Raw genomic sequence first — 26,981 nt, forward strand, 5'->3', positions numbered from 1 at the left:
TTTAAGCAACTTTGCTGCCTTTAAAACCTTCAATAAGCTGATCACCATCGCTTAAGTGTTGCGCCATCATAGGATAAAGCATCATCTCTTCTTTCATATTATGCTGTTGCATCATCACCATTAAGGTTTCAGCTAAACCTAGGTACTCATCTTTGGCTTTTGCCGCCAGCGCATTATCTAACTCTTGCACCAAAGCACGCATCTGTTGATGTTCCATACGCATAACTTGAGTTGGCCCAGTGGTCATGCCCGTTGCTTGTTCAAATTGTGGAAATAACACCTCTTCTTCTTGCGCTAAATGTTCAGTTAATTCACTGGCAAAACATTGCCAATTTGTTAATGCTAATGGCCAGTTTCTCTCTGCCACAGCGGCTTCAGCTTGACAAAAAACTTCATCACATTCTCTATGTTTTGCTGTCATATACTCGGGAATTGAACTCATAACACTTCCTATTTTTTACTGTCAAATACCATTATCAATATTTGTATAGTAAAGCAGCGACTGAATTTGACCTTGACCTACATTAATAAAAGCGCGACAAACGAGAATTTTTTCTAATACCAATATGAAAAAAATAACAGTTCAACAATAGTTCGACAATAGCCTGGATAACAAACTGGTTACCAGTTCTCACTATTGATAACAGTTCTGGTCTGACCTTTGCGGTAGGCTCATTACCTTAATATTATAATAAATGGTCCCAAAGTCATGAGATTCAAGAAATCCTTATTAGCGCTATCGTTAACCTGCTCATCTTTTTACAGTGTTGGTGCTGCCTTTCAGTTAGCTGAGCACAGTGCTGCTGGTTTAGGTAGAGCCTTTGCTGGTGAAGCTGCCATTGCAGATGATGCTTCTGTTGTTGCCCGTAACCCTGCGCTTATGGCGCAGTTCGATACCATGGAATTCTCAATGTCAGGCACTTATGTAATGCCTGATGTCAGCTTAACCGGTATAGATGCATCAAACGGTACAAACCCTGCTGCATTAAATAATGACAGCATAGCGCCAAGTGCAATCATTCCGGCAATGTACCTAGTTATGCCTCTAAATGACAAATTTGCTCTCGGTTTTGGCACTTTCTCTAACTTTGGTTTAGCGACTGAGTTTCCTGAAGACTACGCTGCTGGTTCACTAGCTGGTGAAACTTCAATTACTACGGTTAACTTTAATACCAGCCTTTCTTATAAAGTGAATGACCAGTTTGTCATTGCTGGTGGCCTGAATATTATTTATGCCGATGCTTCGTTAGTGCGTAACTTTGGTGAAAATCCTTTGGGACTACCTGCTGACTTTGAAGCAGCCAATTTAGCCGGTGATGATATTTCTTATGGTTGGAACATAGGTCTGTCGTATGATTTTAATGAGAATCATCGTTTAGGCTTTAGCTATCGCAGTGAAGTAAAGCTAGAACTTGAGGGTGATTACAGCAATGACCTACCTCCAGAATACCTTGGTCTAGGCGGAAAAGTGGTACCTGGCACTATGAATATCGACTTACCGGCTATTATGGAATTTTCTGGCTTACATCAATTAACTGATACGGTTGCAGTGCATTACTCAGCAATGTGGACAGGTTGGAGCAGTTTTGATCAACTAGCCGGTTATATGGAAGGACAAAATGATCCAGTTTTTGCAAAAGAAGAAAACTTCTCAAATTCGATGCGTTATGCTTTAGGTGCTACCTACCAACTTAGTAGTAATATCAAGCTAAGAACGGGTATTGCTTATGATGAATCACCAGCCGATGAAAATCACATGTCTATCTCAATTCCTGATACTAACCGTATCTGGTTAAGTGGTGGTTTAAATTATACTTTCACCAATAAATCATCATTAGATTTTGGTGTTAGTATTGTTAAAGGTGAAGCTCAAACATTTACTGAAACTGATGATTTTGACCAAGATTGGACATTTGAGTCAAAAGGCGATGCTTACCTTGTTTCTGCACAATATAACCACGTTTTTTAAACGTGGTACTTTAGGCTAGAAGACTAATCAACCTTAAATCATTGAATAGTTGAATAGTTTTTTAAGAGAGTCCTCATCAACTTGGTGAGGACATCTTTAATCTAGCAAGCTTAGAAAAGAGTTTTTTAACACTTAGCTTTACCGCTAGTCTTTTACCGCTAAAAGATTACGAATAGACTGAGTAATTTCTTCAATATTATCCACATCAACTGGGGCAATGAAAATAGTATCATCGCCAGCTAACGTGCCTAAAATCCCCGCAGATTCACCCATACTATCTAGCATACGAGAAATTAATGGCGCTGCGCCAATACCGGTCTTTAAAATTATTTGCATATTATTATGCTTTACACTCAACACCACTGATTCAATTGACTGTTTAGACTTAGGTACTGCTAGCTCATCTGGCAGAATGTAAATCATTTCATTATTAGTATTGCGCGTTTTTACTGCGCCAAGCTTAGATAATAAACGCGAGATTTTCGCTTGTGACATATCATCGAAACCCTGTAGGGCAAGAGCTTGTGCTAACTGACCTTGAGAGCCATAACATTGCTCTTTTAATAAGCGCTTAAAGGCCTGAACTAATAAGGATTCTCTCTCTTTACGACTACTAGTCATTTAGCTTCTTCATATAATTAATTGGTATATCGTGATTCTACACTAATGATGCTTGCCAAGTGAATATTTATTCACTTGTCGATGCTTTATTTTAAACATGACTGTAGCCTTAAGCTAAGGCATTAATTTAGGTATAAGTTAAGGAATAACTTAAGCTTGAATAGCCGCCATATGGTTATCCCAACGCAGCTCATTGAAATCACCGCTAATTTGATAAGGTTTTAGCGGCTCATTTTGCCAAATAACCAACCCTCTACCGGTAGTAGCAATAAAACTGTCGGCTATTAACGTTGCTCCCGCAGCATCTTTTAGTTTATGACTGGCGATAAACTCATTGCTGTCTAGTTGCCAATAGGTCAGTAAATTTGCTTTAGGGCAAGTGATGGCTACGGTATTACGCTTACTGTTAATACAAACGCTGGCGGTATATTGCTTCATGCTACGCCAAGTTTTGGTCTCAGCCTTTAATAAGGTTAATTGCTCTTCGCCATGGTGAGAAATGGCAAGAGGCACTTCATCGGTTGAAGCGCCTTGATATTGCAATCCTGCAACCACTTTACCTTGTGAGCTAACCGCTAAATGTCGAATACTGAGCTGCTTATTTTCCAACTCAAATTTGGCTGCTATTTGCCCTGAGTCTAAAGCCATATAAGCAAGATTTGGCCGCATTGAATTAAGGTTTAACTTTTTACGAGCCTGATCTGGATGTGTTTGAATACCGCCATTAGCTATGACAATCTGTTGTTCATTTGAATTTGGCATCACCGCCAATTGATGTGGGCCAATACCACCCGAGTCATATTGCTCAATAATTTGTTGAGTTTTCCGGTCACGTAAAACAATAAGGCCTTTACCGCTGTGGTAATCATTTTCCGTAGTTAATAAAACACTATCATTTGCTATTAGTATTCCATGGCCATAAAAGCGCTGACCGGCACTAACGTCAATAGTATTAACCACTTCACCACGGTTAAAGTCTATCTCCAACACATAGTTCCCCGGGCGACGAGCAAATACCAGCGCATGGCCAGGTTTACTTTTTATGCCAATAACCTCATGGCCACGGGCAGGTAAGGCTACCTTACTAATTAATCGTCCTGTTATGTCAAAAGCTGCAGCAAAGAAGTTACCTTTATTATCACTACAGCCACTCACTAACCAATTTTTTTTGCCATTTAGCAATGAAGTAAGTGGTAAGGTGCTGATAGCGCCAACAGCACCAACAAAACCTAAACCACATAAAAATTTTCGACGACTGATCATATACTTATCTTCTTTTACTGCAAATTAAGCTCTTGTTTTAATAAAATACTTTTTGACCGAGGCGCGTGGAAAATATCATAGCTTCACTAGATAACTCCCTCGTCCTCACTTTTGATAAAAAGCGCAAAAAGCATTTAAACTAACACCCTAAAAACTATATTTAACACCGACGATTACTTGCCTAGGTTTACCTGGACGAGCACCAAATGGTCGACGAGAAACAATCACTTCTTCATCGGTAATATTATCAACTTTACCGTATAGTTTTATTTGCTTATTAACTTGATACCAAGCAGAAAAATCAACTTGTATTAACTCATCTGTCGTTAAGCCCTCAAGCTCAGTATTACTGCCTGCCGCTTCACTCATCTCAGTGATATATTTAAACAACAAAGAGGCTTGCCAATACTCAGCTTGTAAGCCAGCTTCTATCGATAATTGCTGTTCCGGTAAATAAGGTAATTCATCGCCCACTTCGACACTGCCCCATTGAGAGAAAGTTGAATCAAAGCTATTTTGGAATTCCGACTGACTATAGGTATAAGCCACTTTTACCGGCACAGTTAAGCTATCGGTTAATTGCCAACTAATGCTAGTCGACGCTTCGATACCATAAACATCAACTTCACCACCATTGAACTCTTGATCAAGTTTTTGTATACAACCACTAGAAAAAGTACAGGCGCCTTTTAGATTACTGTAATCATTATAAAAGCCAATCACCTCTCCTTGAATATCGTCTGTGCTGTAACGCCAGCCAAATTCATAATTCCAACTTTCTTCGGGAGCAACATTACTTGCTTGTCCTGGGCTATTCGGCACATAACCTTTATTAACACCAACCAGTAAACCGTGATCTGCGGTTAACTGGTAAAACAAACCTGCGCCGGGTAAAAACACCGTATCTGAATTTTTGTCAATGCTTGGTGCATCAACACTAGTATTACCATTAGCAAGATAATCTATCGCCTCGCCTTCAATGTGTTCAACACGCAGACCAAGGGTAATATGAAAATTATCAATTACCGCATTAACATTGGTAAAGGCAGCAATTGCCGTTGCCGTATCATCATTATGGGTAATAATCTCACTAGGCGTGCCGTTTAGCTCCATAACACCCGATTTCATATCATAATAACTCGCCGTATGTTTGCGAGTAACATTGTCTTGATGCAGACGAATGCCGCTGTCAACAATCACTTCAGCCGAAGCAATGCTAGTATCCCAAGTTAACTTAGTTTCGATACCTTTTGAGTAATAACGGCGATCATTTAAGGTAAAAATTAACGCTTCTTTATCGGTTAAACTATCACGGTCGCCGCGCAGCACTTCCATAAAGAGTTTATTCACACCGGTATCAGGCGAGGTTAAAATCGTTTGCATACTGCGGTTAGTATTAAAGCTATTAAATCTGTCCCAGTCTCTATCAAACTCTCTGTGATATGCCTGACTGAATAGACTAATGTCATCAGTTAATTCAATATAATGTGATAGCTGAAATTGGTAGTGCTCCCAATCCATTTGATCTTTTTGACTGGCTAAGTAACGAACCTTGCCATCTTGGCCAAAATCTTCATCAGTTAAACCTAAGTAAGTTTCATTCGATACTTCTTCACCATAGCCCATTTTAAATTGGAAGAATTGATTGCTTGCGGATGAAGATGGCACATAGTTCAGCTTCATTATCACTTCGTTTTTTTCAAAACCGGTATCGAGCGAATTACCCTGAGCATTGATCAATGATTTAAAACCATCAGAGCCCAAGTGAATAGCTTCCACTAATACGCCAATTTCTCCTTTGCCGGTTATCGCATTATCACTGGCGATATTTTGCGAATAGTAGCCATGGGCTTTTTGATAGTTGTCTTGACCGTAAGCCAAGTCAATCATGCCTTCTCCGCCCTGATCGACAGTATTTTCAGTAATACCACGGGAGACCATATTAATTGCACCGCCAACCGTATTAGGTCCATATTGAATAGCCGATGGGCCTTTGAAGATTTCGACTTGGGTCATGCGTGACATCATAGGGAAATAATAAGCCGCCGGTGCTGCATAAGGTGCTGGCGCAATTAAAATACCATCTTCCATTAAAGCAATTTTACTACTTCGCTCTGAAGTCGCGCCGCGCAGACCAATATTAGGGCGTAAGCCATAACCATCTTCTTCGCGTATATAAACGCCTGGCACACTTTGCAATACCCGGTGTATATCATCAAATTCGAATAAATCTAATTGCGCGGCACCAATCACTACTGCCGAACCTGTCGCAGTCTCCAGCTGATTATGACTACCAAAAATGCTAATCACTTCTACTTTCTTATTTACTGAGGACTTTTCATCGCCACTTGGGCTTTGCTCATCTGCAGCAAAACTATGCTGACTAGCGAATGTTAAGGCTAAAGTCAGTGCTAACGCCACAGGTGTTTTTGCTACTACTAATGTTGTCATTTCCTGAACCTCTAATCGCCGTCATTTGAGTTAAAACCGATATTAATATCAGTGGCTTGGACAAAGTCGACGGTCAACACATCTCTAAGCGCTCGTAATGCATCAATGGTGGTGGTGATTTGCGCACGACCTTCCGCGGTTTTCAATAAGGTTTCATAGTTGCCGGTTAGCTCGTTAGCGGCAGTAATTGAGCCATCAATTGCCGTTAACATTTCCGTGGCTATATTTTGTTGGCTTAAATGGTCAATTAAAATGTTATCAAAGCCATGACCTCCACCTGCGCTATAGATAACCTTGAAGGTGGCGATATTATTTTGAAGACTAGTAACCGACTCATCACTTAATACATGCTCGGCAATCGTTGGAATGCCAGGACTAGCAACCGATAAAGGTACTAACATTTTTTCATCTTTAACACGTTCAATTTGCTCAAGCCAGTTAGTGACTAATTCTTCAACGGCATCTTTTTTACTGCTGAAATCACCTGTGCCTTGGGTAAGTTGTGCATGATAATTACCTCCCGCTATTTGCCATTCACTATTAACTGCTGCACTGATAGTGGCAACGTTGGCGCTTATTGCCGTTAATACTTGACAGCGCTTGTCTTTATCACTGGCATTAAGCAAGTTATCTTGATTTTCTTCGGGAAATAATAATAGCTCTAGTGCTGGCAAACCTTGGCTACCGACACTTTGCTTAGCAATAAAAGCTTCGTTAATTTCTTCACTGCTAGCAAGTAAGTTAGCAACCCCGCGGCCGACATTGTCTTTACTATCAGGCCAGTAATGCAGTCTAAAAATACGATTATCATTAATAATCGGCCCGACTTTTAACCAGGCAATAGTTTGCCAACTTGCTACTACTGCACGCCATGATTGTTGTAGTACTACTAGCTCGTCATTGTTATTGCTTGCTTTAGCACAAAATTCAGAAGTTTGGCTGCTAAGCGCAGTGGAGCTAGCTTGCAAGTTTTGATAACTTGGCAAAACATGATTATTGGCTAAATCAGTAAGCCACAAACCGAATTCATCTTCGATAGTGGTCCCTGGTGTTGCCGGTTCAGGATCAATAGGATCAGTAATTGTTTCAGAGCTACCGCCACAAGCTGTTAACGCAGCAGCAAAGAACAAGCTAGTGAATACTCGCGTTGGTGTTTTAGTTAGAAATTTCATGTTAGTTTTTATCATTGTCTGGTTAACTTCCATTGAATTGTCCTAGATTGCCTTTACAAATTTAACTAAGGCATCTCGTTGTTGTTTGTTTAGTGCTACATAAGCCTGTTTAGCAGGTCCTGCTTCTCCGCCATGCCATAAAATAGCTTCGCTGATCGTGCGCGCTCTACCATCGTGTAAAAAGCGTTGCTGCCCGGTTTTATATTTCTGTAAGCCAATTCCCCACAAGGGCGCGGTACGCCACTCTCGACCACTGGCGTTAAATTCATGAACACCGTCGGCTAAGCCGTCACCCATATCATGTAAGGCTAAATCGGTGTAAGGCCAAATGGTTTGTTTGGCTAGTTCCTTCACTGGATAGTTTTCATCGGTGACATAACTTGGCCTATGACATTGCTGGCATTGCAGTTGATAGAATAATTCTCTACCTGTTTGCACTGTTTTACTTTTTAGATTTCTAGCCGGAGGCACGCCGAGTAATTCATTAAAGGTGACGGTAAAGTCGAGGCGATTATCCGGTATTTCTAAATCAGCCAAACTATGGCCGCCATACTCGGCAGCATAGTTACAAGCCATTTGTGTTTTAGTACAACTTTCATCGGGGAAGCTAGTATTAGTAATACCAATGTCATCGCGAAAGGCGGCAGCGACTTGCTGATGCAAATTAGGTTGTTTAGCTTTGAAACCAAAGCGCCCTACTTCTATGTCGCCAGTTATGACATTAGGCACACGGTTATATTTTGCCGAGATACCATTACCATCACTATCATTGATGTCTTCTTGACTAAGTAAATCAGCCGTTTTGATGGCATTGAGTAAACCCATACCAAAAATATTGGGCGCCAACCTAACCGACAAACCTATATGCGGTGCAAGTTCGCCATAAGCTAACTTTGTTAGTTGATAACTCGGTTTAAATAACTGATAAAGCTCACCATCGGCAAAACTGCCTGATATTTTGTCATAACTTTTATCTAGCCAAGCTTCACCAACGTTGTCCGTGTAAGGCGATTTTTTTATCATGGCAGCATCAGTTAAACGGTAGCTGATTGCCCTTGGCTGAATTTGACCGCCATAGATAGGATCTACACCGGTTATGTTTGCATCCTTACTGCCTAAACGCACCACTAATGATAAAGGTAAAATATGACCTACTTCATCAATTCTGGCGCGTGAACCTGCGGTATGACAGGCAATACAAGAGCGAGTATTAAATAGCGGCCCTAAGCCATCACGATTACCGGTGGCACTAGGCGCCGCTACCCAAGGATCACGGAAAAAGGAAAAACCTGTCCAAAAATCTAGTTGTTGTTTACTACTAAGTTTCTCGCCCGGATAGAGGTAACTGGCATACAAACGTTTATGAGTGATACCACCACCGGTTTTAATTTCACTTTGCTCAAATACAGGAGCTTGCGCTTTATTTTTAGTATCTGTTTCCGGCTTATCACAGGCCGATAAAGTCGCTACCAGTCCGGTGATAAATAGAGATTTTGTTATTAATCGCATTAAACTACAGCGCCACATCTTATAAGGATTTAAGGAAAGCAAGTAGCTGTTCACGCTCAGCTTTGCTGTAATTCATAAAGACTTCTTTAGATTTTTTAGCTTCACCGTCATGCCATAAAACCGCTTCTTCAATGGTGCGAGCACGTCCATCATGTAAAAAACTTGCATCTTGATTAACAGTTTGTACTAAACCTAAGCCCCATAACGCCGGAGTTTTCCATTCAGTGCCGCTGGCATCACCTTGAATAACGCCATCTGCTAAGCCATCACAGCGCTGCACATATAAACATTCTGCGCCCGATGAACAAGATAAACCATCCGTTGTTTCTCTAGTCACTACACATGAGCCGCCCATGTCATGCAGTAATAAATTGGTATAAGGATAAATAGTTTGATTTGACAATACCGCAATAGATTCAGCATGCTGAGTGTCAGTATTAGCAGTTAAACCACCTAAAGTTAATTCACCAAGTTCACTACCTTTAGCATCACCAGTTACATGACGTGGTGTATGACAGCCACTACAATTTGCTTGTAAAAATAATTTTCGGCCCGCAGTCACTTCCTCAGTCCAAATATCGCTATCTTTATCATAACCACGGCGGGCAGGAACGGCTAAAACACGGTTATAGAATTCAACTAAGGCAAGTGAGTGATCACCTAAATCAACCACATCACCCGTTTTATTTTCTTGTTCAGCAGCAAATAGACAAGCAAGTTGTGTGTCTAAACACGGCTCACTAGAAATGACACTGGTAGATACACCCATATCGCCGTTATAAGCACCAGCAACTTGTTGTAACACCGTAGGGTTTTGCGCTTTGTATGCGAAACGACCAATGACCTTTTCATCATTGCCTTTAGTCGAGAAAACATTTGTCACCATGGAAGCGCGACCAGAAATACCATCGCCGTTAACATCATCTTCATCAACAAGGGCAAGTAAATTTTCTTGTGGAATAGCATCCAGTAAACCAACACCAAATGCTTGCGGAGCCACACGCGCAGAAAAACGTATATCGTCCATAAAAGGGCCATAACTTAAATCACGCACTTTATAAACTGGGTTACGTAAGGCGTAAGCTGTTCCATCTGGATATGAACCAATGATGGTTTCAAAAACGATGAATGGAAATGCTTCACCATAAAGCTGGACACCACTGACAGAACCATCATGTTTAGAAAAACCGGCACTCAAAGCATTACCATCCATAAATCCATGAATGGAAAAAGGTTGAATTTGGTCACCATACATTGGATCCGCTTCACCTTTGCCATTGGCTAATTTAACCAACATACTGCTCATTGGTGTAGTAGGTGTACCAGGGACTACGCCACGACCATCATTTAAATGACAACCTTGGCAACTACCGGTACTTAAAATTGGCCCTATATCATCATCTGGCGTGCGAAATAGGTGATCACCTTGGGTAAAAAATCCGTCTAACTGAAAGTCATCAATAATCAATGCTGGTTTTCTGCTAAAGGCATTCTCATTACTGACAAATACGGTGGCATCACCACCTGATAAATATTCCAACTTATCTATTACATCGATACTTATAGGTGTTAAACCACTGTGGTCCAGTACTGGCTCTGGCGTTGTTGGCTCAGGTATTGGCGTAACTGTCTCTACAGGATCAGAGCCTCCACAACCTGATAAAACTGTACTGAGTAAAAAGAAACTTAGGAAAATAACGACTGCGCTTTTATGCATTATTGTGCTCTCAATTTATACCCAAACTACTTCAAGGTGCTCATTTCAGGACGGCTGAATCCTGCTTCTTGAGGTTGTTTCGGTATATACATGCTTGGCTTTAAACGAATTAATCCACATAAATGAATACTCACTTATGTGGATGGTGATATCTTTGTATATGGTAATGGGCTCAACTAAAGCCCATTACCTACAAACAAAATATTTACTAAAACAATTGCGTTTTAGATATCTTGGTCTGTATCACCTCTAAGGTCATTTTTTGTAACACCAAGTGCATCAATTACAGCTTCAATATCATCAGTTTGTGCAACTAATGCGTCAATAATTGCTTTAATATTTGGTTGAGTAATGCCTTCTTGAATTAAAATATCAAATGGCATGCCTGTTTTAGCTTTAGTATCAATTACCGCAGCAGCAGCCATAGTTGCTTCTAACGCACCACGTAATTTGTTAGCTAATTCATGCTGTTCTTCAACTACTAGTAAGTCATAAATTGAAGCGCCTTCAATCACTTCACCGTCAATGCGAACATATTTAGCGTTAAAGCTGTTTTGTACACCTTTGGCATTTAAGAAAATATCTCTGTGAGTGTTATCACTAAAACAAGAATGTTCATCTTCTTGAGAATTTTCAATTAAGGCAATATTGATACGTTCGCCGGCTAATTCACCGAAACTTAAACGACCCATGCCTTCAAGAATTTTTGCTAACGATACATCGCCACCAGCAACAAAGTTCTGGTAGTGTGCACCGGAAACTGGTTCCCATTGCTCGGTAACTGCTTTCAATTCTTTAATAAGTAATTCAGCAGTAGTCACTAGGTATTGACCACGACGAACACAAATATTATCCGTTGTAGCAACCGTACCTGAAGTACATGCGTTAACTGTATTTGAATAATCTGTTACTGGACGTTGACCAGCCGAATTATCACGTGTACCAGCACCTGATAAATCTTTGTTTAAATCCTGTCCCCATAATAAAAACTCAATCGCGTGGTAACCTGTAGTTACGTTACGGCCATCTTCACCATGCTCAAAAAGGCCTTCTAAGGTCGCAGCATCAATGGTTGAGTAATCAGTGGTGTTAGCAATAATGTTATCAGTGATTGCATTAGCTGGGCTTTCCGGACCAGATAAACCATCTACAGGCTCTACGTAATCAATAATTGCTTCACCTAATGGCCATGCATTGATTAAACCTTCAGGGCCTTCACCAGCATCATCTTTGCCTAATGTGCCATCAGCTTTTAATTCATCGATAGGACCTTGGCGAAAACGGTAAACTTCAGTTTGTCCGTATGGTTCGCGTGAATCTAGCCAAGCTTGTTTTGCTAAAGCAAAATTAGCCGTTGTTGGCGCTGCAACAAATGACTCAAGAACAACTTTAAGCTCAGTAGCACTGATTAGTGCGTCTGAATAAGCTGCATAAGCAATATTAGCGTTAGTTTTAATAACATCGTCACGGGTAACAAAAGTACTTACACCGCTTTTACCGGCAGCACCGTCTACGCCAACAACACCTGAGATACCGTCATCGCCGTCTTCTACACAAGCCGTTAAGCTTAAAGCAACGATTAATGCTGCTGATATTTTTGAAAAAGAACTAAATTTCATGTTTACCCTAATCCCTAAAAGTTAAATTACAAATGATAATGGTTCGCATTATAACTATGATTAAGATTATGTCTACACTTTGTTACATCTTTTAAACATAAATAACGCATTTTTCATATAGCGCGCGGTATTAACAAACTACCTTTGTAGTGATAACGGCCATTTACACGCTTTTAACCATTATTTTTAGTGTTTTTTTGACTCTAGCCCTGTACTAGCGCAAAATCCGCACGTGTTAACAAATAGTAACGTCGCTATATGCGAGCTATTAACGAAGAAATAACTAAGAAATTTTTGTTAGGGATATTATGAAAAAACTTAAACAATTACTTACCTTAAAAGTAATGCTGCCAGTACTAGCGCTAAGCAGCACGGTAGCATTAGCCGATGAAGGTATGTGGCAACCAAACCAATTACCAACAATCGCCAAAGAATTAACTAAAGCGGGCTTAAAATTAAACCCCAATGACTTAACCGAACTAACCGGCTTCCCTATGGGCGCCATTGTTAGTCTTGGTGGTTGTACCGCATCATTTGTTTCTGACCAAGGCTTGGTGGCAACTAACCATCATTGTGTATACGGCTCAGTACAATACAACTCAACCGCAGAAAACAATTTACTTAAAAATGGTTTTTTAGCTAAAAATTTCGCTGAAGAATTACCGGCAACACCAGGTAGTCGCATTTATGTAACAGAAGAAATTACCGAAGTAACTAAACTAGTAAAATCAGGTATTTCGAGCAAAATGTCCGGTAGTGACCGCTATAAAGCAGTTGACACAAATTCAAAAAAATTAGTCGCTGAATGTGAGAATGATGATAGATACCGCTGTAGCGTAGTTAACTTCCACGGCGGTTTAGAGTATTACTTATTTAAACAGCTAACTATTCGTGATGTGCGTTTAGTCCATGCGCCAGCTAGCAGTATTGGTAAATATGGCGGCGATATCGATAACTGGATGTGGCCACGTCACACCGGTGATTACGGTTTTTACCGCGCTTATGTTGGTAAAGATGGTCAACCTGCTGATTTCAGCAAAGACAACGTACCTTATAAACCTAAACATCACTTAAAAGTAAACAAAAGCAGTGTTGATGACGGTGATTACATCATGGTACTTGGCTACCCAGGCCGTACTAACCGTTACCGTACAGCTTATGAAGTTGAAAATACTTTTTCTTGGACTTACCCACACGCTAAAGCTTATCGCGAAGAGATTATTGATTTAATTCATACTCACTCTGAAGTTGGCAGTGAAGCACGTATTAAATACGAAAGTACCTTAGCGGGCTTAGCAAATTATGCTAAAAACTATGGCTCAATGATCCACAGCTATAACAAAGGTACTTTTTTACAACGTAAACAAGAGCTTGAAACTAACTTAGCTAAGTGGCTAAAAAGCAGTTCAGAGCGTAAAGCACAATACGGTGATACCTTATCAGGCTTAAATAAGCTTATTAAGCAAGATGACAAACAACAAGCACGTGACTTGATTCTTGGTTATATGCGTTACAGCAAAATGTTAAGTACAGCTAAAAGCTTACACCGTTTAGCTATTGAGCAACAAAAACCTAATCTTGAACGTGAACGTGGTTATCAAGAACGTGATATTGCCCGTTTTGAACAAGGCATGAAGTCTGTTGATCGTCGTTTTGATGAGAAAATTGATAAAGAAATCTTAGTTGCCATGATTACGCACTATGTTGCGCTACCTAAAGCTGAACGTCTTAAATCATTTGATCAATTCTTCGGCTTAACTAACAGCACAGCTAAAAACTTCAATGAGAAGAAGCTACGTAAGCAATTAAGAAGAATGTACAAAAGCACCAAACTTAACTCACAAGAGCAACGTTTAGCCTTGATGAATAAATCGGTTAGCGACTTTAACAACAGCAAAGACCCGTTTATTCAATTAGCGGTAACTAGCTTTAAAGAGCGTAAATCCATTGAAGATCAGTCAAAAGAATTAGCGGGTAATATTCAAGCTTACCGTCCTAAATACATGGAAGCGTTAATTGCTTATTTTAACGATAACAACTTACCAGTATATGCCGATGCGAACAGCACTTTACGTATTACTTACGGTAATGTTAAAGGTTACTCTCCGCAAGATGGTTTAACGGCTACGCCTTATACCACCCTTGAAGGTATCGTTGCTAAAGATACTGGTGTTGCACCATTTGATGCGCCACAGAAGCAATTAGAGCTAATTAAGAACAAGCATTACGGCGAGTACGCGAAAAAAGCCCTTGGCTCAGTACCAGTTAACTACTTAGGCACCCTAGATATTACCGGTGGTAACTCAGGTTCACCTACATTAAACGACAAAGCTGAATTTGTTGGTTTAGTGTTTGACGGTGTTTATGAAAGCATTATTGGTGATTGGGATTACGATACTAAGTTAAATCGCTCAATTCACGTTGATGTGCGTTACATGCTTTGGGTTATGGAGCACGTAGATGGCGCCACTAACCTAATTGAAGAGATGGATATTGTTGAGTAAACATTAGCTCAATTAGGGTTTAACAGCCTCTGAACATAAAAATCCGGCTATATGCCGGGTTTTTTATTATCTTTGTTAAAAATAAGTTAGGTGCATTTTGTATCACTAACACTTAACTAATGTTAAACCGGCAACTAAGTCACCTTGATGTGCGTTACATGCTTTGGCTTATGTAGAATGTAGGTGGAGCACTTAGATGGCGCCACTAACCCTATTTTAAAAATAGATGAAGAAATGGATATTGTTGAGTAAACATTAGCTCAATTAGGGTTTAACAACCTCTGAACATAAAAATCCGGCCATGTGCCGGATTTTTATTTTTATCAGGTAGGAAATTCGCGGGTTCACTTGTACGGCTTGGTAAAATACAGAATATTAAAATTAATCCCAACACATTTTTTACTATCACTCTTGAAAAAAAACCTAATGACCATATTAATTAATTAGCTAAGGCCGTCATTTACTTAAAATGGCGTATGGATTAAAAATAAAAGGGAGGGACAATGCATAACTTTTTGATACAGTTTTTAATAAAATTATTACTACTACTTAGTGCATCCCTGTCATTACATTCAGCTCTGGCTTTACCTTTATCTTCGGTATTAGCAAACAAATACTATGCTGTTACTGATCCTGCTGACCTAGCAGAACAATTCAACGCTAGCACAGTGCTTAACGACTTTACTTATCGGAAAAGTGTTCAGTCAAACCTTCATTTGAGTCTACAGACATTATTACAACAAGAGCATAACTACAGCCAAGTTAGCGCACTTTTTCTCGCTGCAATGTTTGCAGCTGATATCGATATTACCCAAGTCAATGTACAAACACTTGCTCGCTTGGCCTATCAAGAACAACTCATCACTCACACTTATATCCAAGGCAGGCAAAACGCTTTGTATACTCAAAAGTCTTGTTATCAGGCAAAGTTACAATCCCAGCAAAATTTTTCTTAATTTAACTTTACGCTAGCGCCATATTTTTTTGGTAATAGCAGCAGCTACTGTTTATTTTAGGAAAATCCTATGGAAGATTTATTTTATTTGATGCTGGCCCCGTGGCTACTTTTTGTTGTATTGGCGATTACTGCCTGTTGGTTATTAAAGCTAGCCAAAAAACGTAAAGGCATCGCTTTTGCCTTTGGTGTATTTGTGCAGATGTTCAGCCCTGACCCTATGGTCGAACAAACCATAAAAATGGTGCAAGTTGATAAAAGAGTCATCAAACAAAAGCAAGTGGATGCTATAAAGGAAAAGAGCTGATTTCTATGGCTAGTCAGTTGCTTATGGCTAATAGCATTACCTCGAGATGACTACATATTTTAAAGCCACTCTTGCTCTGATGAGGCAACTGTCATGTCACTAACCGTTTCACCGGTATGAGCAGTACTTGCCGGCTCTACCATTAAAAAGTGAGTATCCGGTAACGCTTTCGGACAATGTTCAACCCCCTTAGGCACTACATACATTTCGCCCGGATTAAGCACTATATCCCCAGCTTTTAATTGTAAGGTCAATTGACCTTTAAAGACGATAAATAACTCATCTTCCTTATCATGTTTATGCCAAACGAGTTCACCATCACCTTTTGCTATTTTGACCAGTTGACCATTAGACTCGGCAATGACTTTAGGTGACCAGTGATCATCAAACAATGAGAATTTTTCGTTGATATTAATTTTATTCATAATTTTTATTTAGCTTATTTTTAGGTAATTATGGCGTTAATGATAGCGCTAGCTTTTAGTTGAGATTTTTCGGCCTTTTAGACTAATGATAAAACCAATAGCGATCAACAATGCAGATAAAATAAGAAATATACCCACACCGACAAAATTTTGCCTAAACAAATGAAAGACCACAACTAAAGACATCACGATGGACGCCCAATAATAATTTTTTGCTGTTGTTAATAACTTGCTCATACTCGCTCCTTTGATCAAGTAACTATAGTTAAGTTTGAGCTAAGTTTTAGCTATGTTTTTATTCGTCGGTTGCGCTAGCGTTATTTCTTATCGTGGCTTGCTAAGCTTTACTTTACCGCTTTCCGTAGTGCTTTCTTTAAAAGAAGGCTATTAACAAAAGCACTACTGTCATCAAGCTTGGTTAGGATACTTTTAGCAGGCAAACAATCATCATTAACAAATTCAATGATGCTTGGCTCTGGCGAGCAAAAAAGCAGATCAAATGTCAAACGATCCATGCCATACAAACCGCGATGGATCATATTGGCAGAGAAAACTAATAAATCTCCAGCGAACAGTTTTATTGATTTTCCTTGCGACAACGGCTGATTATTTTTATGACCGTCAAGCTCAAGACGGACCTTTAGCTCTTCGGCACTATCCCAACGCTTATGTGTTCCAGGAATGAGTTCAAGGCCGGGCTCATCAACTAACGGCAGACGAAAGTGAAGAGCATCACCTCCAGCTAAAGCCGCTTTCTGTTGTTCAACAGATAAATGATATTGTGGATCTCTATGCCAATAATTACTTTGCTGCTTATTAACGGGATCAAAGAATAACTGGGTATTTAAGAAACAAGGCTGTTGTGGTATTAGCTCATTAACAATATTCATAACCTTAGTTGAGCCAATAAAGCTGAACAATCGATTTCTTTGTGTATTATTTAAATATTCATTACTGGTAAGATACGCCGAGTTAACCGCTTGTTGACGATAAAATTGTGCATTTTTCTTCTGCCATAACTGATGAAATTCAGTTAATACCGAATGTAATTCAGAAACTTCCATATCGTTAAGGAAGTTTCGAATCAGTAAGTAGCCCTGTTTTTGATATATTTCTTTCATCACTGCCCGCCTGATTTTACTTGCTAATTATGGCTAGGCTCAGCTATGCACTCAACATTACTAGTCAGCATTTTCTTCATCCCTGCATAGTTTTGATAAAAATCCAGGTGAGCGGATTTTGAGAAAGTATCCTCTCTTAGCTCATATTGAGAAATCCACTCGATTAACATAGCTAAGTTCGCATCTTGTGTCGCTTTAGAATCATATTTATGAGGCTCCCACGGACGATTTTTGGCATTGACAATGCAATCATCAATGCATAGATTCATAAATAGTATTTCTGTTGATGCTGACTGCGCAATGGTTAATAAGTCACTATAACAGCCTTCGATAACCCAGCTTTCATGCTGTTGAATAAATAGCTCTATGGCTAGCGTACTTTCAACTAAAGGCGTTCTTGTTGGTGGAGTAGTAGCTTGCCAAGCGAGCAAATCGAGATCTAAGTGGGCTAGCTTTTCTGTTTTAGCTAATCGCTTAGCTAAGGTAGATTTACCACTGGCTGAATTGCCAAAAATTAATACCTTTCTCAATATTTACTCCCATCAACCTAAAAACTATGTCAGTTAATATCACATACTTTTAAGGCTTACGAAACCTTGCTACCTTGCAAGAACAGGTTAAATAAACATACTAATGTGCTTCTTGAACAAGCCAATTGTCTATTAACATAATAAAGTCATCTTTTTCTGTTAGCTTTAATGCAATTGAAAGCACTGTATTTTCATCAACTAGGTTCACGTCTTTGGAGAAACTAACTCCTGCCGATAGACCGACATTTTTTTTATTACCCGACTTTCTTTCAAGGTTAATCATTGCCAAGTTTTCAATGGCTGGTTCACTTAGCTTTAAGATGAAGATATCCATTGCCGGCCGACTGAAGAAATAGCCATTTTCTGCAGGGATTTTATCTATGCTTACCCGCTCGAGAGGAAAAGAGTATGTTCTTTGGCCCATTTCATCCTCAACGATTGCCGATAAAGTTACCGAATCAACAGGATCAAAAGTAGCATTACTATTTATAGTTACTTTAACGGTGATACCAAGCGGGTCAACGAGGAAAAAATCGTCCGGTTTAGCATCCGAAAAATGCATCATGGTGGCTAGCGGCACACTCGAACATGCCGTTGTCAGTATGGTGAAAAGTAAGGTAAAAATAACTATTGAATACTTCATTACTTGTCCTTGTGAGCCAATATGTTGATGAGAAAGTGGGCTAATGGAATGTGTGCTAATGAGCAAGTGTGTTAAATGGCTTGGCTATAAATAAATCGCGATACGATGGCTTAGCAATCAGTCTTTTTATTTGGCTTTGATTTTTTTGAGTCGTAGCAGAACATTGTCCATTCTCTAATAAATATATCGCCTCGGTTAACATCGGATCATTACTAGAGCCCCAATCTCCTGCCACGCTATCAATCGCCGGACAATCCACCTCGAAGCCATCAAAAAAGTCACCATAGCCGTCGGCATTATGATTATGATGCGTAATAGCAAAGACAACTTCATCACAGAGTTGCGACGCTCTCATGCCCACAGGTTTACCATACGTTTTTTGCCCTACTAATTTAACGTCTAAAAAAGGCTTTAACGAATTGATCAATACTTCACTACCCGATGCAGACTCTTCAGTAGTGATAAAAACCACCCTCGTTAAACTTAAATAATGTTCTGCGTTATTAAGATTAAACAATTCAACCGCACTGACATGGTTGGCGTTATTAGTCGCGGCATTATAAATTTCCCCTAGTACATTATCACCCCCAATTTGACTGGCTAATTGGTTAGACATTCGAGAAGTACCGCCATGGTTATAACGTAAATCGACAATGAGTTCATCGACATTTTGCTCATTGAAATAGCGAAAAGCTTGATTGAGATCTTCACTACTTGGGTCAATAAAACTGTTATAAACCAGATAACCAATTTTACCAATATCTGACTCAATCACCTCAGTAGCAAAAATGGTATTGGTGGTTACTGTACTTTGTCGCATTTCGTTGGTAACTACGGTGCCATCAAGCTTACGCCAAGTAAAAGCAACCAACTGAGTTTGGTCAATAGAGTCCCAGAACCCTGACCAGGTAAAATCATCCTGGCTGAGTACTTCACTTAATTTTATTCCTGCTATGTGAGTAATGCGATCGCCACGACTTAAACTAATTTTTTGTGCATTACTAAATTCAAAAACAAAGTTAACGATTAGTTCATGGGTAATGGCATCTGTGCTATTACCCATGCCATAACCAAACGTTTGCGCATTAACAAACATGTCATCACTTTCTTTTTTAGAGACAACAAAACTGAAACGATCAATCGGATTTTTCTCTTTAATGTCTGCTAATAAGTCTTCTATAGAAAGAAAGTCTGCCAGCACTGTGTTTTGATCTAAGGCATCATTCCATAGGTACCAATCATTCATATAACCCCACATGGCAATATTTTTTTGGTTTTGGTCACTACATACTTGTGCATCCATAGTGATTACCTGACTATCTCCTTGGCCTTGTTCTTCTTGGCAAGCTTGCAGCACAAAAACCAAGCACAACATATTCAATATTTTTAACATTAATATTCTATTCCTTTAAATTGAGTTGTTAAAACGTCATACATAGCCATATAGATAACCATAAAAATAGCCCTCAGATTTTGAGACATAATCTATGTTAATCGACTTTGAAAATACTACTTTACGGTGAGAAAAAGCCAACAACAAGGGGTAAAACCCCAAAGGATTACAGCAAATAAGTGAAGCGTATATCACTACCACTAAAAAAGGATTAACTAGCTGTTATAAAAAGATAATAACAACAAAAATAAAGTGATTTTATTTGTTAAACGGTAGATGAATAACTGAGAAAAAGTAGAGTTATTTAGGTCTAAACCAGCTTTTTGGCTTCATTTAAATATTTTCGTCCGACGGGCACTGTTTCTTTGCCTAGCTGTAAATCATAATCGGCTGATGTTCTGCGTTGAAGTGACATAACTTGCAGTGGATTAACTAAGTAGGATTTATGTATACGTATTAAATATTCATCACCAAAGCTTTCAAGCAAATTCTGTAAATTACAGGCTAATTCAATTTTACTTTTACGGTGATTTTTTTTATAAACAACTAAGCTGTCATTACCTAAAGCTTGCACATAAATAATATCCGGTAAAAAGGCGGTTACTTTAGCAAGCTCTGGAAAGAGTTTATGATCAACAACATTGTTTAAAACTTTATCTTTAAGTTGGTTACTAATTTCTAATTGTTTAACTAACTTTTGCTGAGCTTGTTGTAGTTCTATTTCTACAGCCATTTCATTTTGTTGCTGTTGATAATAGATCGAGACTAAACCAGCACTAAAAATAATAATTTCAATGGCCGAAGTCATTTGCAGTAAAGGCCATGAAAAGTGAAAATCAATAATATTGCCCGCTGATAAGCCCATAATAGTCGCCATGACAAAAAACAGAATGGTGGCGGTTAAATAATATCCTGCGGCGTTTTTTTGTTTTTTAACACCAATAATCGCTGCGGAAAAACAGGCAATGAAAATGATAAAACAAGTCGATAGACCAAGCCCATAAGAAAGCTGTTTAATTGATGCCGGTAATAGACTTTGTAAACTTAACCTAGCGACTAATAATAAAAGTAACAGTAATTGAGCAAGGACCAAAACCTTGTATATCCTACGAGAAAGCGTGCTTATTTGTAAATAATGTTTAGCAAACTCACCAATAGAAACTATTAATAGCCCACCGATGATCACTGTCATATTTTTTAAATAAGTAGCATTTGGTAAGAAATACTCTATCCAGCCTTGTCCCGATAAAAACCAGCTACCCAGTAGCAACAACATAACGCTGTAGGCAAGGTAAGAGGGTTCTTTTAAACGCAAATATAACATCAGGTGATAAAGCGAAAAAAGTAACAACATGCCATAAAATAAACCGCTAACTAATGAGGTCTGCTGCAGATCATCAAAAAAGGCTTTATCATCAAATAAATAAAGTGAAGTTCTTAAATACCGGCCATGTAATTTCAAATAAAAAGTATTAGCGAGTATTTCATTAGGCAAACGAATGACAATGTTTTGATGAAATTGAGGACTACCCTGTACTACTTCCTTGGCCCACCCCTCGTTTAAGGTTAAATAATGCAGCTCTACCGGGGTATAAATGCGATTTTTTTTAAGTACTAATATTTGTGTCTGTTTAGGGCTTTTTTCAGTACTTGTTTTAAGGCTTATTTCAAGACTTGTGTTGAGGCTTATTTCACGGGGATTGGGCGGTAAAGTTACCGTTAACCATAAAAAGTCACGCGAGCCTAGGTTAATAAAATTGCCCTGATGAGGCTCAAAAGTTACCTTGTTCAATGGCGAAAGTAATGCTTCGATATCCCAATCATGCTGGGTAAAAGTCGCTACTTCAACGGTTAATGGACTTTGTGCTATTTTTTTCCCTGCAGCTGTTTCCGTAACTGTTTGTGTAGCTGAATGAATAAGCCAAACGATGCCTATTGAGATAATGGCCATTAGCAGCACAATAAAAATTCTATGATTACTGTTAAAACTAAATCTTGCCGTGAATAATGCTAGCTGTTGGACAATAAAACTATCGGTGATTTTTTTGGGGAAATAAGTATTTATATTCATGGGACTAGTTTCCCCCTAGTTGTAAACGACATGCCTGAATAACTCGAGTAGAAAGCAAAATATCAGAGCTGAAATGTATGGCGCCAAAACACCTTCACCATCACCGATACCAATAGCTAAGCACTATTTTAATGGCTAATGTACTAACTCATTCATTAATACATTAGCTCAAGGTACTACTGAGGCTAAATTTTCTCAAATAACATCACAAAGCGGTCGGTATTACGACGTAACTCAGGCACAAAAACTAATTTAGAATGATCATCAGCACTATTTTCTAATAACTTAGAGGTTTTGATTAATTTAAAGCCACGCTTTTCTAAATCAGCTTTAACAAAAGCGCTATCAATTCTATGTAGCGTTTTAACATCACGAATACCACTTTTATCAGCGGCATCATGATCAATCACTAATAATTTGCCACCTGACTTCAGCGATTTAAGCACTTGTGGCATCACTTCATCGGCAGTAAAATCCCAGCCTTTGTCTTGAAAAAACATGTCATGGAAGCCCAAGACTAAAAATGCACTATCATAAGTATTTTCAGCAAGCTTTAAGTTATCCGCTTCACTGAGTAGATAGGTAACGTTTTTTAGTCTGTCATTGGCAAGACGTACTTCTAAGGATTCTTCTGCATATTTAAGATAGGCCTTGGGGATTTGCAAAGTGACCGCGCCTTTATCACCAACTACACGAGATAATAGCTCAGAGTAATAACCACCGCCGGCTAATAAATCCAGTACATTGTCACCTTTTTTAACGCCGACAAAGTCGATAACTTGTGCCGGCTTTCGGTTGACATCTTGTTGAGTATCTTCATCACTACGTGCTGATAAGTCCAGTGAACCAGCTAAAAGTGGAGCACTAAATGCCAATAAACTTAAGGTGGAAAATACGGCTAACTTTGCAGTTACTTTTTTTTGCAAGTTAGGTTGAATTGTCTTCATCATTATTGCTATATCCCTGACTGTCGTTAATAAACCAAATGGCGCATAACTCACATTAAGTAACTCACTTTAGGTAAGTACAGCGCCATTAAATGCAAATGACAGTTTATAACAAGGTTTTCTTTGGGCAATAACTAACTTGTTTCAAAATATGTAACAGCTATGTAAATAACCACTAAAGATGGCGTTAAGGTAAAGGATCTGAATAAGCAGTTTAATTAGCGTTAAAAGAACGCCTGCAAACCCGTTTGTGCTCGCCCTAATATTAAAGCATGAACATCATGAGTGCCTTCATAAGTGTTAACCGCTTCTAAGTTCATCACATGACGAATAATATGAAATTCATCACTAATGCCGTTGCCACCGTGCATATCTCGCGCTTGGCGAGCAATGTCTAACGCTTTGCCACAGGAGTTACGCTTGATCAGTGAAATAGCTTCGGGGGCTAAATTGTTAGCATCCATCAGGCGCCCTGCTTGCAAGCAAGCTAACAAGCCAATGCTAATTTCGGTTTGCATGTCGGCTAGTTTTTTCTGAATCAATTGCGTTGCCGCTAAAGGTCTGCCAAATTGCTCTCTATCTAAAGTGTACTGACGCGCACCATGCCAACAGAATTCAGCCGCGCCAAGTGCGCCCCAAGCAATGCCGTAACGTGCCTTATTCAAACAACCAAAAGGACCTGATAAACCACTAGCCTTTGGTAGCATATTGTCGTTTGGCACAAAGACATCTTCCATCACTATTTCGCCGGTGATAGAAGCACGAAGTGAGAACTTACCTTCAATTTTTGGTGCTGATAAACCAGGCATACCTTTTTCAAGAATAAAGCCTTTAATGACGCCATCAAGCTTGGCCCAAACAATAAAAACATCGGCAATGGGAGAGTTAGTGATCCACATTTTACTGCCATTAAGTTGATAACCACCATCAACCGCGACCGCTTTCGTCGCCATACTGGCGGGATCTGAACCTGAATTTGGCTCAGTTAAGCCAAAGCAACCGATATACTCACCGGTTGCCAATTTAGGTAAATATTTCATTTTTTGTTCTTCACTGCCATAAGCATGAATAGGATGCATCACCAATGAGGATTGCACACTCATAGCACTGCGATAACCACTATCGACGCGCTCAACTTCCCGGGCAATTAAACCATAGCTAACATAGTTAATACCTGCACAACCGTACTTCTCTTCAATGGTTGCGCCCAGTAAACCAAGTGCGCCAAACTCTCTCATAATTTCAACATCAAACTTTTCATGGCGATTTGCCAGTAAAATACGTGGCATGAGTTTTTCTTGGCAATACTGATGAGCGCTATCGCGTACTAAACGTTCTTCTTCAAAAAGTAGCGAGTCAAGCAACAGCGGGTCTTGCCAATTAAAGTGTACTTTTTTTGTCTTGGCTGTTTGACTCGCTGTGCTTACCTTTGTATTGGACATAAGATTTACCTAAAATTGCGGTTGGGCATAATATATTTGAAATAGTAATAGAAAGCTTTCACAAGTCAATGCAATGCTGATGGCATCATGCGATAGAATAAGAAAAAGTGTTAACTTACACTTTCTGACAATTTGTCGACATTTGGGTTACTGATTTATACAACTGGATTAGGCAAAATCCCCCCCATATTAAAACTAAGTAACCACAGTAAAAACTGACAGGGATTGCCCACTAATGAAAATAACACCCGCCACTGGTATGGCAAGCTCACTACTTTTACTTTCTTTTGTACTGCCAATGGCAGTCGCCGCGCAAAATAGCGAAACTAAAGAAAAAGAGCAGAAAACAGCTGGACAAGATATTGAGGTTATTGAAGTGACTTCAAAGCGTAATCAAGCCAATAGCGAAATGACCGAGCAAACCGAGCAATTAATGAGTGTTGCTGGTATTGGTAATGATCCGTTAAGCGCCGTTTATAGTTTACCTGGCATTGTTTATGCTGGCGGTGATGGTGGTTCGCCGGCAGTACGTGGCTCATCTCCAGATGATAACGCCTTTTATATTGACGATATTCCTGTCGCCTATATTTTTCATTTATTTGGCGACAGTATTTTTAATGAAAACCTTATCCAAGACTTTAACTTACACCCAGCGGCCTTTGGTAGTGAATACGGCAACGCCACGGGTGGCATCTTCGATGTAAAACTACGCGATCCTCGTCAACAAGAGATTGCCACCACCATTGATTTAAGCATGCTTAAAAGTGGTTTTATGATCGAAGGTGAAACATTTGAAGAGCAGGCTTTTTACCTCTCATATCGTCGTAGTCAAATTCACCTCTTTTTACCTGAAGGCACAGAAGAAGATGGTTATACCATATTTAAAGCCCCCATTAGTGACGATTATCAAGCTAAATATCAATGGCTAATCGGTGACGCTCACAAGTTAACGCTTAGCGCATCAGGCGCCAGTGATACTGGCGGAATTAATATTTCAGAAAACTCTGAGTCCGGTAAAATAAACCCAGATAGCATAGGTGATTTTAAAATTACCACTCAATTTGATAGTCAAAGTCTTTCATGGCAATACTATGGTGAACAACAAAAAATCATGCAATTGGTTGCTGGCCATACCGTGGAAACAACAGAGCAAAAATTTGGTCAAGGGCAATTTATTGAAGTCGAAGAAGAGAAATACCATGTACGATTTTCCTCACAAATTAACTGGCTAACAAACCACAAACTCGGTTTTGGCGTTGATTACAGTAAAACTGAGATCGATTATAGTTACGATATTATTCCTTATTTCTGCACAGAAAATGATGCCGATTGTAATACTTTTAAAGGCGATAGAATCCAAGACAAATCCTCACTGAGCGATGAAGACCTTGCCATTTATCTTCATGATATTTGGAAAATGAGTGATAACTGGCAACTCACTTATGGCATTAGAGCCGAACGTAACGATTATACCGAGCAAGATTTTATTCATCCAAGGCTAGCGCTAGATTGGCTTGCCACCGATAGCTTAACCATCAAAGCCAAGGCCGGAACCTATAGCCGTTTCCCTGACGTAGATACCGCACTACCAAAACTTGGTAATCCTAAAATTAAGTCACCACAAGCGACTCATTATTCATTAGGTTTTGATTATGACTTAAACGGATTATGGTTCACTTCAGTTGATATCTACCATAAAGAGTTAACCGAGTTACCTCGCTCAATTGATGAACATACCGCTGAAGCCGACTGGCAGGCTAATTATACCGATGATACTTCCGGCGATGCTCAAGGGGTTGAGTGGCTAGTTAGGCGTGAGCGCGAAAGTGGCTGGTTTGGTTGGGCATCGTTAAGTTGGTCGCAAAGCCAGCGTACTGACGACTTAACCAATGTTAGCGCCGATTATTACCTCGATACACCTCTGGTTGCCAATGTAGTGGTCAATTATGAGCTGAACGAACACTGGGATTTTGGCTTACGTTTTACCCTACGTAGTGGCGCAAAATATACCCCTATTGTTGGTTTGCGTGAAAATCCTGATTATGAAGATAACTTCCTACCCGAGTATGGTGAGCTCAACGCAAAAACCTTACCTGTTTATCATCGATTAGATTTAGAGGCGAATTACCAAACGACTTATTGGGGTTATGACGCTCAATGGACCATGGCGGTTATTAATGCCATGGCACAAAAGAATGTTTCCGGTTACTACTATGAACCAGAAGACGGCGACACCTTAACTGAATTTAATATTAGCGGTGAGGAAGATGTTGGCATGTTCCCTTATATAGGATTAAAAATGAGTTTTTAGTTAATATTTTC

The 26,981-nt window shown here is 39.4% G+C and carries 22 protein-coding genes; 5 read left to right on the forward strand and 17 right to left on the reverse strand.

Annotation, left to right across the window (positions count from 1 at the left end):
* Position 1: 1 nt before the first annotated feature.
* A complete protein-coding gene (locus HRT55_RS15150; protein WP_291622609.1) occupies positions 2 to 442 on the reverse strand; it encodes a hemerythrin domain-containing protein in 441 nt (146 codons plus the stop codon).
* Between the two features lie 267 nt (positions 443 to 709).
* On the opposite strand from HRT55_RS15150, the gene HRT55_RS15155 reads away from it, so the two are divergent.
* Positions 710 to 1,969 carry an outer membrane protein transport protein gene (locus HRT55_RS15155; RefSeq protein ID WP_291622611.1) on the forward strand — a complete coding sequence of 420 codons (1,260 nt, stop codon included), beginning with the start codon at positions 710 to 712 and terminating at the stop codon, positions 1,967 to 1,969.
* A 144-nt stretch (positions 1,970 to 2,113) separates the two neighbouring features.
* On the opposite strand, the gene argR is transcribed toward HRT55_RS15155, so the two are convergent.
* From argR to HRT55_RS15190, 7 genes are all read right to left on the reverse strand, one after another.
* Entirely contained in the window at positions 2,114 to 2,590 is a 477-nt protein-coding gene (argR, locus tag HRT55_RS15160; protein WP_291622613.1) for a transcriptional regulator ArgR, read from the reverse strand.
* 150 nt (positions 2,591 to 2,740) lie between these two features.
* Positions 2,741 to 3,853, reverse strand: a complete 1,113-nt coding sequence (locus tag HRT55_RS15165) for a DUF1513 domain-containing protein (protein ID WP_291622616.1) — start codon at positions 3,851 to 3,853, stop codon at positions 2,741 to 2,743.
* A gap of 147 nt (positions 3,854 to 4,000) precedes the next feature.
* Positions 4,001 to 6,304, reverse strand: a complete 2,304-nt coding sequence (locus tag HRT55_RS15170) for a TonB-dependent receptor (protein ID WP_291622618.1) — start codon at positions 6,302 to 6,304, stop codon at positions 4,001 to 4,003.
* 11 nt (positions 6,305 to 6,315) lie between these two features.
* Positions 6,316 to 7,476 (reverse strand): imelysin family protein, encoded by a 1,161-nt coding sequence (locus HRT55_RS15175; protein WP_291622619.1) that lies wholly within the window; start codon positions 7,474 to 7,476, stop codon positions 6,316 to 6,318.
* Positions 7,477 to 7,518: 42 nt separating this feature from the next.
* Positions 7,519 to 8,985 (reverse strand): di-heme oxidoredictase family protein, encoded by a 1,467-nt coding sequence (locus tag HRT55_RS15180; protein WP_291622622.1) that lies wholly within the window; start codon positions 8,983 to 8,985, stop codon positions 7,519 to 7,521.
* Between the two features lie 19 nt (positions 8,986 to 9,004).
* Positions 9,005 to 10,702, reverse strand: a complete 1,698-nt coding sequence (locus HRT55_RS15185) for a di-heme oxidoredictase family protein (protein WP_291622624.1) — start codon at positions 10,700 to 10,702, stop codon at positions 9,005 to 9,007.
* Between the two features lie 224 nt (positions 10,703 to 10,926).
* Entirely contained in the window at positions 10,927 to 12,321 is a 1,395-nt protein-coding gene (locus HRT55_RS15190) for an imelysin family protein (RefSeq protein ID WP_291622625.1), read from the reverse strand.
* A gap of 308 nt (positions 12,322 to 12,629) precedes the next feature.
* On the opposite strand from HRT55_RS15190, the gene HRT55_RS15195 reads away from it, so the two are divergent.
* The 3 genes from HRT55_RS15195 (at position 12,630) to HRT55_RS15205 (ending at position 16,087) form a co-directional block, all read left to right on the forward strand.
* Complete coding sequence (locus HRT55_RS15195; RefSeq protein WP_291622627.1) at positions 12,630 to 14,825, forward strand: S46 family peptidase; 2,196 nt, start codon at positions 12,630 to 12,632, stop codon at positions 14,823 to 14,825.
* 503 nt (positions 14,826 to 15,328) lie between these two features.
* Entirely contained in the window at positions 15,329 to 15,781 is a 453-nt protein-coding gene (locus HRT55_RS15200) for a hypothetical protein (protein ID WP_291622629.1), read from the forward strand.
* A gap of 69 nt (positions 15,782 to 15,850) precedes the next feature.
* The gene (locus HRT55_RS15205; RefSeq protein WP_291622631.1) at positions 15,851 to 16,087 is read left to right on the forward strand and encodes a hypothetical protein; all 237 of its coding nucleotides are present in this window, start codon (positions 15,851 to 15,853) and stop codon (positions 16,085 to 16,087) included.
* 59 nt (positions 16,088 to 16,146) lie between these two features.
* Here HRT55_RS15205 and HRT55_RS15210 read toward each other — a convergent pair whose 3' ends face one another.
* The 9 genes from HRT55_RS15210 to HRT55_RS15250 form a co-directional block, all read right to left on the reverse strand.
* Positions 16,147 to 16,512, reverse strand: coding sequence for a cupin domain-containing protein (locus tag HRT55_RS15210; RefSeq protein WP_291622633.1), 366 nt, complete (start codon positions 16,510 to 16,512; stop codon positions 16,147 to 16,149).
* Positions 16,513 to 16,560: 48 nt separating this feature from the next.
* The gene (locus HRT55_RS15215; protein WP_291622635.1) at positions 16,561 to 16,749 is read right to left on the reverse strand and encodes a hypothetical protein; all 189 of its coding nucleotides are present in this window, start codon (positions 16,747 to 16,749) and stop codon (positions 16,561 to 16,563) included.
* A gap of 107 nt (positions 16,750 to 16,856) precedes the next feature.
* Positions 16,857 to 17,633, reverse strand: a complete 777-nt coding sequence (locus HRT55_RS15220; protein WP_291622637.1) for a phytanoyl-CoA dioxygenase family protein — start codon at positions 17,631 to 17,633, stop codon at positions 16,857 to 16,859.
* Positions 17,634 to 17,656: 23 nt separating this feature from the next.
* Complete coding sequence (locus tag HRT55_RS15225; protein ID WP_291622640.1) at positions 17,657 to 18,163, reverse strand: shikimate kinase; 507 nt, start codon at positions 18,161 to 18,163, stop codon at positions 17,657 to 17,659.
* Positions 18,164 to 18,263: 100 nt separating this feature from the next.
* Entirely contained in the window at positions 18,264 to 18,806 is a 543-nt protein-coding gene (locus tag HRT55_RS15230) for a hypothetical protein (RefSeq protein WP_291622642.1), read from the reverse strand.
* Between the two features lie 55 nt (positions 18,807 to 18,861).
* Positions 18,862 to 20,199 carry a S41 family peptidase gene (locus tag HRT55_RS15235; RefSeq protein ID WP_291622644.1) on the reverse strand — a complete coding sequence of 446 codons (1,338 nt, stop codon included), beginning with the start codon at positions 20,197 to 20,199 and terminating at the stop codon, positions 18,862 to 18,864.
* 310 nt (positions 20,200 to 20,509) lie between these two features.
* A complete protein-coding gene (locus tag HRT55_RS15240) occupies positions 20,510 to 22,270 on the reverse strand; it encodes a 7TM diverse intracellular signaling domain-containing protein (protein WP_291622646.1) in 1,761 nt (586 codons plus the stop codon).
* Positions 22,271 to 22,455: 185 nt separating this feature from the next.
* Complete coding sequence (locus HRT55_RS15245; protein WP_291622648.1) at positions 22,456 to 23,220, reverse strand: class I SAM-dependent methyltransferase; 765 nt, start codon at positions 23,218 to 23,220, stop codon at positions 22,456 to 22,458.
* Positions 23,221 to 23,441: 221 nt separating this feature from the next.
* Entirely contained in the window at positions 23,442 to 24,659 is a 1,218-nt protein-coding gene (locus HRT55_RS15250; RefSeq protein ID WP_291622650.1) for an acyl-CoA dehydrogenase, read from the reverse strand.
* 235 nt (positions 24,660 to 24,894) lie between these two features.
* On the opposite strand from HRT55_RS15250, the gene HRT55_RS15255 reads away from it, so the two are divergent.
* Positions 24,895 to 26,970, forward strand: coding sequence for a TonB-dependent receptor (locus HRT55_RS15255; protein ID WP_291622652.1), 2,076 nt, complete (start codon positions 24,895 to 24,897; stop codon positions 26,968 to 26,970).
* Positions 26,971 to 26,981: the final 11 nt, after the last annotated feature.

Source organism: Colwellia sp., from assembly GCF_013214175.1.
Classification (GTDB): domain Bacteria; phylum Pseudomonadota; class Gammaproteobacteria; order Enterobacterales; family Alteromonadaceae; genus Colwellia.